The sequence below is a fragment of the Ideonella sp. A 288 genome (assembly GCF_002198735.1).
GTDB lineage: Bacteria > Pseudomonadota > Gammaproteobacteria > Burkholderiales > Burkholderiaceae_C > Pseudaquabacterium.
On record NZ_MWLO01000141.1, the window covers coordinates 144,524 to 151,963 of the forward strand.

General features: G+C 71.9%; 7 protein-coding genes and 1 pseudogene. 6 read left to right on the top strand and 2 right to left on the bottom strand.

All coding sequences use genetic code 11. The annotated features are described in order from the left end of the window. Window positions 1–93 precede the first annotated feature (93 nt). From EOINJALH_RS22950 to EOINJALH_RS22970, 5 genes are all read left to right on the top strand, one after another. Window positions 94–975: a neutral zinc metallopeptidase gene (locus EOINJALH_RS22950; protein WP_088284470.1), complete on the top strand. Its 882-nt coding sequence runs from the start codon at window positions 94–96 to the stop codon at window positions 973–975. 160 nt (window positions 976–1,135) lie between these two features. Then, window positions 1,136–1,696 (top strand): YaeQ family protein, encoded by a 561-nt coding sequence (locus EOINJALH_RS22955; RefSeq protein WP_088284472.1) that lies wholly within the window; start codon window positions 1,136–1,138, stop codon window positions 1,694–1,696. An 85-nt stretch (window positions 1,697–1,781) separates the two neighbouring features. Further along, window positions 1,782–3,893, top strand: a complete 2,112-nt coding sequence (locus tag EOINJALH_RS22960) for a prolyl oligopeptidase family protein (RefSeq protein WP_088284519.1) — start codon at window positions 1,782–1,784, stop codon at window positions 3,891–3,893. A 31-nt stretch (window positions 3,894–3,924) separates the two neighbouring features. After that, window positions 3,925–4,245: a GNAT family N-acetyltransferase gene (locus tag EOINJALH_RS22965; protein ID WP_404872790.1), complete on the top strand. Its 321-nt coding sequence runs from the start codon at window positions 3,925–3,927 to the stop codon at window positions 4,243–4,245. 15 nt (window positions 4,246–4,260) lie between these two features. Further along, complete coding sequence (locus EOINJALH_RS22970; RefSeq protein ID WP_234413992.1) at window positions 4,261–4,851, top strand: DUF924 family protein; 591 nt, start codon at window positions 4,261–4,263, stop codon at window positions 4,849–4,851. A gap of 73 nt (window positions 4,852–4,924) precedes the next feature. Here EOINJALH_RS22970 and EOINJALH_RS22975 read toward each other — a convergent pair whose 3' ends face one another. Then, window positions 4,925–6,607, bottom strand: coding sequence for a long-chain fatty acid--CoA ligase (locus EOINJALH_RS22975; protein ID WP_199873462.1), 1,683 nt, complete (start codon window positions 6,605–6,607; stop codon window positions 4,925–4,927). A gap of 178 nt (window positions 6,608–6,785) precedes the next feature. Then, on the bottom strand, window positions 6,786–6,941 hold the full coding sequence (locus tag EOINJALH_RS31930; protein ID WP_158219857.1) for a hypothetical protein: 156 nt from the start codon (window positions 6,939–6,941) through the stop codon (window positions 6,786–6,788). On the opposite strand from EOINJALH_RS31930, the pseudogene EOINJALH_RS22985 reads away from it, so the two are divergent. Beyond that, a pseudogene (locus EOINJALH_RS22985) lies at window positions 6,931–7,440 on the top strand (hypothetical protein); the annotation flags it as partial. The gene EOINJALH_RS31930 and the pseudogene EOINJALH_RS22985 sit on opposite strands and share 11 nt — an antisense overlap.

Below are 7,440 nucleotides of genomic sequence, written 5' to 3' on the forward strand. Positions count from 1 at the left end.
CGCGCCGGCCTGCGGCAGGCAGAATCCGCGCATCGGCGGAGGCGTCGGCCCTCGTGCCGCCGTGGCGCCGGACCACAAAGAGGAGCACGAGCCATGCGACTGGACGGACATCGGGAAAGCGACAACGTCGAGGATGCACGGGGCGGCGGCGGTGCGGGCGGCGGCCGACGCATCGGCGGCCGCGGCATCGGCCTGGGCAGCATCGTCATTGCGCTGCTGGCCAGCTGGATCTTCGGCATCAACCCGATGACCGTGCTCGGCATCCTGGGCGGCGACGGCGGCGGTGCGGTGATGCCCCAGCAGCAGGCCCCGGCGGCCAAGCCGCCGGCCGACGACCCGCTGGCCCGCTTCGTCTCGATGGTGCTGGCCGACACCGAGGACGTGTGGCGCGAGCAGTTCCGCACCATGGGCGCGCAGTACCGCGACCCGAAGCTGCGCCTCTACAACGGCCAGCAGGCCACGGCCTGCGGCACCGGCGAGGCGGCGATGGGCCCGTTCTACTGCCCGGGCGACGAAAAGGTGTACATCGACCTCAGCTTCTACGAAACCATGCACAAGCGCCTGGGCGCACCGGGCGACTTCGCCCAGGCCTATGTCATCGCGCACGAGGTGGCCCACCACGTGCAGCACCTGCTGGGCATCACGGCCAAGGTCGAGGAGGCCCGCCGGCGCGGCAACGAGCGCACCGGCAACGCGCTGTCGGTGCGGCTGGAACTGCAGGCCGATTGCCTGGCCGGCGTCTGGGCGCACCACGCGCAGCGCTCGCGCCAGATCCTGGAGGCCGGCGACGTCGAGGAGGCGCTCAACGCCGCGTCGGCCATCGGCGACGACACCCTGCAGCGCAATGCTCAGGGCCGCGTGGTGCCCGAGACCTTCACCCACGGCACCAGCGCGCAGCGCGTCACCTGGTTCAAGCGCGGCATGGCCAGCGGCAACATGGCGCAGTGCGACACCTTCAAGGCCGGCGCCGTGTGAGATCGCCCCAGGCGGTGGCAAAGCCCCCGCCAGCGGCCCCGGAGGGTTGAGTCAACTCGGGAGCGGCCCGTCGTTGACTCATGCGGCGCGGCACTGTGGCACAGTGCCGCCCACCCCACCCGGCTCGACGGGTGCCTGCCCGCCCCTGACCGAGCCGCCGATGGCCATCAAATCCACGATCTACAAAGCCAGCCTCCAGATCGCCGACATGGACCGCCAGGTCTATGGCGACCATGCGCTGACCCTGGCGCTGCACCCGTCCGAAACCGAAGAGCGGATGATGATCCGGCTGCTGGCGTTCGCATTGCACGTGCCGGCCAACGACGATCGCGGCATGCTGCAGTTCGCCCGCGGCCTGTCCGACACCGAAGAACCCGACCTGTGGCAGCGTGACCTGACCGACCAGCTGATCCACTGGATCGAGGTCGGCCAGCCCGACGACCGCCGCATGTCCAAGGCCTGCGGCCGCGCCGAACGGGTGACGATCTACTGCTACAGCAGTTCGGCGCACATCTGGTGGGCCGGGCTCGAGACCAAGGTGACGAGGCTGCGCAACCTCGAGGTCTGGCGCATCGAGGCCGAACAGAGCCAGGCGCTGACCGCGCTGGCCAAGCGCTCGATGCAGTTGCAGGTGACCACCCAGGACGCACACACCTGGGTCAGCGACGGCACGGGCTCGGTCGAGATCCGCCCGGTGCCCCTGTGGCGCGGCGGGAACTGAACGACCCACGCGGCGTGGCCTGTCACGCTGCTCCTATCATCGTCGTCGTCCCGACCCTGGTGGTCCGCGCCCGGACCGCATGCCGATGCAACTCCACTGGCTCCGGCGACTGGCCTTCGTGCTCGTCGCCCTCACCCCCCTGACGATGGCCGCCCCCACCGACGACGACCCCTTCCTCTGGCTCGAAGACGTGCAGGGCGAACGCGCCCTGGCCTGGGTGCGCGAGCGCAACGCCGCCGCGCGCAAGCGCCTGGAAGCCTGGCCCGCCTTCGAGAGCGCGCGCACCGAGATCAAGGCCGTGCTCGACTCGCGCGAGCGCATCCCGATGTTCAGCCGCCGCGGCGAATGGCTCTACAACCTCTGGCAGGACGAGCGCAACCCGCGCGGCCTGTGGCGCCGCACCACGCTGGCCGAGTACCGCAAGCCCGCGCCCGCCTGGCACACGCTGCTCGACATCGACGCGCTGGGCAAGGCCGAGGGCGTGAACTGGGTCTGGGGTGGCGCCGAATGCCTGGGCGGCCAGGACGACCGCTGCCTGCTCAGCCTGTCGCGCGGTGGCGCCGACGCCAAGGTGGTGCGCGAGTTCGACATCGGCCGCAAGGCCTTCGTCGAGGGGGGCTTCACGCTGCCCGAGGCCAAGTCCGACGTCGCCTGGCTGGACCGCGACACGCTGCTCGTCGGCACCGATTTCGGCCCGGGCAGCCTCACCGACTCGGGCTACCCTCGGCTGATCAAGCGCTGGGCGCGCGGCAAGCCGCTGTCCGAGGCCACCACGGTGTTCGAGGGCGAGAAGGCCGACGTGGCCGTCAGCCCCGGTGTCGACCGCACGCCGGGCTTCGAGCGTGTGGTGCTGGTGCGCGCGATCGACTTCTACAACACGCGCGAATCGCTGTGGCGCGACGGCAAGCTCACGCCCATCGACAAGCCCGACGATGCGCAGCTGAGCTTCTGGCGCGACCGCGTGCTGATCAAGCTGCGCAGCGACTGGGTGGTGGGCGGCCGCACCTGGCCGCGCGGCGCGCTGCTGGTGTCCGATGCCGCGGCCTACCTCGCAGGCAAGCGCGACGGCCTGCAGGCGCTGTTCACCCCCACGGCCACGCGCTCGCTCGACCGCTATTCGACGACGCGCAGCCAGGTGCTGCTCGACATCAACGACAACGTGGCCGGCCGGGCCGAGGTCTGGCGGCACGACGACGGACAATGGCGCGGCCGCCAGCTGGACGCGCCCTTCCCGGGCACGCTGTCGATCGGTGCGCTGCACGACCCGATGGTCGCCGACGACCCGCTGGCCGAGGCCTTCACCCTCACCTACACCGATTTCCTCACGCCCGATTCGCTGTCGCTGGGCGACGCCCGCGGCGGGCCGATCGAGCGCCTGAAATCGCGGCCGACCTTCTTCGACGCCACCGGCATGCGCACCGAGCAGCGTTTCGTCGCGTCGAAGGACGGCACCCGCGTGCCCTACTTCGTGGTCTGGCCCCAGGGCGCCAAGGCCGACGGCAGCAACCCGACGCTGCTGTACGGCTACGGCGGCTTCCAGAACTCGGTCAACCCTTGGTATTCGGGCGGCCTGGGCACGCAGTGGTACCGGCGCGGCGGCGTGCTGGTGGTGGCCAACATCCGTGGCGGCGGCGAGTACGGCCCGGGCTGGCACCAGGCCGCCGTCAAGGCGAACAAGCAACGCAGCTACGACGACTTCATCGCGGTCGCGGAAGACCTCATCGCCACCAAGGTGACGAGCCCGAAGCACCTGGGAATCCAGGGCGGCAGCAACGGCGGCCTGCTCGTCGGCGCGGTGATGGTGCAGCGGCCCGAACTGTTCAACGCCGTGGTCTGCCAGGTGCCGCTGCTCGACATGAAGCGCTACCACCTGCTGCTGGCCGGTGCCTCGTGGATGGCCGAGTACGGCAACCCGGACGTGCCGGAAGAATGGGCCTGGATCTCGAAGTACAGCCCCTACCAGAACGTCAAGGCCGACGCGACGTACCCAGTGCCACTGATCATCACCTCCACCCGCGACGACCGTGTGCACCCCGGCCACGCGCGCAAGATGGCCGCGCGCATGCTGGCGCAGGGCCACGAGGTGATCTACCACGAGAACATCGAAGGCGGCCACGGCGCTGGCGCCGACAACTTCCAGCACGCCGACCGCCAGGCGCTGGAGATGGCCTACCTGTGGCAACGGCTGGCGCGATGAGCCCGTCGCCCGGCCGCCCGACGACCTGCCCGTGCCTGCCTGGCGGGCGCGGTCGACGCACGAGCGTGCCCCGATGACCGCCATGACCATCACCCACGACGCGGCCGCGGGCCGCTTCGAGGCCCACATCGAAGGCCAGTTGGCCGAATGCAGCTACCGGCTGGTCGACGGCGTGATGGCCATCCACCACACCGGTGTGCCGCGCGCACTGGAAGGTCGCGGCATCGCCGCCGCCCTGGTGCAGGCCGCGCTGGCCCACGCCCGCGCGCAGGGATGGCGCGTGCGGCCGCTTTGCAGCTATGTGCAGGTCTACATGCGCCGGCACCCCGACACCCGCGACCTGCTGGCCTGAAGGAGGGAACCCCCCGTGGACACGATCGACCCCCGCGCTCAGGCCGTGCTCGACTTCTGGTTCGGGCCCGCCGACGACCCCGGCCATGCCCGATCGCGCCCCGCCTGGTTCAAGAAGGACGCGGCCTTCGATGCGCAGATCCGCGAGCGCTTCGGCCCACTGATCGAGCAGGCGCTGGGCGGTGCACTGGCCGACTGGGCCGCATCGCCTCGGTCGGCCGTGGCGCAGGTGCTGGTGCTCGACCAATTCACCCGCAACGCCTTCCGCGACAGCGCCCGCGCCTTCGCCGGCGATGCGCTGGCGCTGGCCACGGCGCAGACGCTGGTGGCCTCGGGGCAGGATCGGCCACTCACCGGCGTGCAGCGGCAGTTCGTCTACCTTCCCTTCGAGCATGCCGAAGACCTGCCGATGCAGCGCGAGGCGCTGCGCCTGTTCGGCGCCCTCGGGGCCGATGCGCCCGACCTGGCCGGGCTGCTCGACTGGGCGCAGCGACACCACGACATCGTGGCGCGCTTCGGCCGTTTTCCGCACCGCAACGCGGCCCTCGGGCGCGCCAGCACGGCCGAGGAAGCGGCGTTCCTGCTCACGCCGGGTTCGGGATTCTGACCGTCGCGCCTTTGGTGCCGTCGAGCGCTTCCGGCTGGTCGCGCCGTCCGGCCGCCTCGGCGAAGGCCGACCGTCAGGTGGACGCTTCCTTTTCCTGCAAGAGCCGCCACATCACCTTGCCCGAGCCGCTCTTGGGCAGCGCGTCGGCAAACTCCACCAGCTTGGGCACCTTGTAGGCGGCCATGTGCTCGCGGGCCCAGGCGATGATGTCCTCGGGCGTGGTCTTGCCCCTCGCCTCGGCACGCAGCACGACCACTGCCTTGACCGTCTCGCCGCGGTAGGCGTCGCGGCTGGCGATGATGCAGGCCTCCTGCACCGCCGGGCACTTGAACAGCAGCAGTTCCACCTCGCTGGGCCAGACCTTGAAGCCGCTGGCGTTGATCATGCGCTTCAGGCGGTCGGTGATGAAGAAGTAGCCTTCGTCGTCCATGCGGCCCAGGTCGCCGGTGCGGAAGAAGGGCTTGCCGTCGATCTCGATGAAGGCCGCACGCGTGGCGTCGGGGTGCCCCCAGTAGCCCTTGAAGACCATCGGCCCATGGGAGACGATCTCGCCGGTCTCGCCGATCGGCAGTTCGCGGCCGGTGTCGGGGTCGATGATGCGCGAATCGGTGCCGAAGATCGGGATGCCCAGGCACTGCAGCTTGGCGCGCTCGGGCAGGTTGGCGTGGGTGGGCGCAGCCGTCTCGGTCAGGCCGTAGCCCTCGGCGAAGGTGATGCCGAACTCCTTCTGCAGCCGCTCGGCCACCGCCTGCGGCATCGCCGCGCCGCCACCCGACAGGTAGCGCAGGCTCGACAGGTCGAAGCCGGCGTAGTTCGGGCTGCCGAACAGGTCGATGATCATCGTCGGGATGCAGGTCCAGTGCGACACGCCGTGGCGGGCGATCAGGCGCCCGGCCAGTTCGCGGTCCCAGCGTGGCAGGATCACCGTGGTGCTGCCGGCGGCCACCGAGCCCAGCACGCTGTAGACGAAGCCGGTGATGTGGAACATCGGCACCACGCCCAGGGCCACCACCTCGGGGCCGCCATGGCCCCAGACGCCGCCGCCGATGACGTTGTGCATCAGCGTCCGGTGGGTGTGGATGCAGCCCTTGGGGAGGCCGGTGGTGCCCGACGTGTAGGGCAGCAGCGCCATGTCGTCGGGCTGCGCGGTGTGCGGCGCGGGCAGGTGGCCCTCGGCGATCGCGTCGGTCCAGCGCGTGGCACCGGCCGGCAGCGGCGGATCGGCCCGCAGCCACTGCAGCACGGCGTCGGCCGGGGCCTCGGCCGGGTCGATCTCGGCCGGCATCGCGTCGGTGAAACGGGTGACCAGCAGGTGCTTCAGGCGCTGTGCCTCGGGCAGGCGTCCATCGGCCTCGGCGACGATGCCGGCCAGGTCGCCCGTGGTGATCACGACCTTGGTGCCGGGGTCGGTGATGTAGTGGCCGAACTCGTCGGCCTTGTTCATCGGGTTCACGGGCACCACCACCGCGTCGGCGCGGAGCACGGCCTGCACCGCCACCACGTACTGCGGGCAGTTCTGCATGAAGATCGCCACGCGGTCGCCCTTGGCGACGCCGCGGGCCTGCAGCCAACCGGCCAGGGCCTCGGCCTGTGACTTGAGCTCGTCGAACCGCAGCGGCCGGCCGAAGAACAGGTAGGCCGTCTTCGACGGATAGCGGGTGGCGGCGACCTCGAGGTTGAACCACAGGCTGGTTTCGGGCAGCACCAGCGCGCGCGGCAGGCGGCGGGGCCAGATGGCGTGGTGCGGTCGGGTCAGGGCGTTGGCGGTCACGGCGGTTCGGCAGGGGCGGCAGGACCCGCAGGTTTACCCGAGGCGCGCCCGGCACGCATCCACGTGAACCCGCGCAGGGTTGTCACCGAGGCGACCGGCCGCGGCGGCCGGGCTCCTGCCGGCGGCGACGGCCCCATGCCGCCCGCGCCGCCGAGCCGACGCGCTATTCGTAGCGGCGGTTGTTGCGCTCTTCCATCGCCCGCGCCCGCACGCATTCCTCGTGGTCGCGGTACTGCGGCTTCGGACACTCGCGCATCAGGCACAGGTGAAGGGCCACGAGCACGCGGCCGCCGCACTGCTCGCGCGGGTTGCGCGTCACCACCGGCTCCGGCGTCGACGGCTCGGCGGGCCGCGCCACGGCGGCCCGCGTGGGTGCGGCGACCGGTTCGCGCACCGGCACCGCGCGATGCGTCGGCTCGGCCGTGGCGCCCGCCACTGGGGCCGGTGCCGGTGCCGGGGAGTCGCCCCCTGCGCCCGGCGCCGGCCGGCGCTCGGCGGCGGTGCGCACAGGTGGCGCCGGGCGGGACGCCGACGTCGGCATCGGCAGGCGCGGTGCCGCGACCGACGGCTCGGCGACGACCGGCGCCGCCGCCCTCGGCACGGGTGACTGGACCGCGACAGGCGCCGCCACCGGCGGCGCGTCGACCGGCCGGGGCGCGGTCACGGTCGTCACCGGAGACCCCGACGCCCCGGTGGATGCCGACGCCCCGGCGGGTGCCGACGCCACACGCGTCGCACCGAGCGCGGCCGATGCCGCGCCGTCGATCGCCACCGGCGCCGCCGCCACAGCCGCGGGTGCAGGAGGGGCCGAGGCCGCG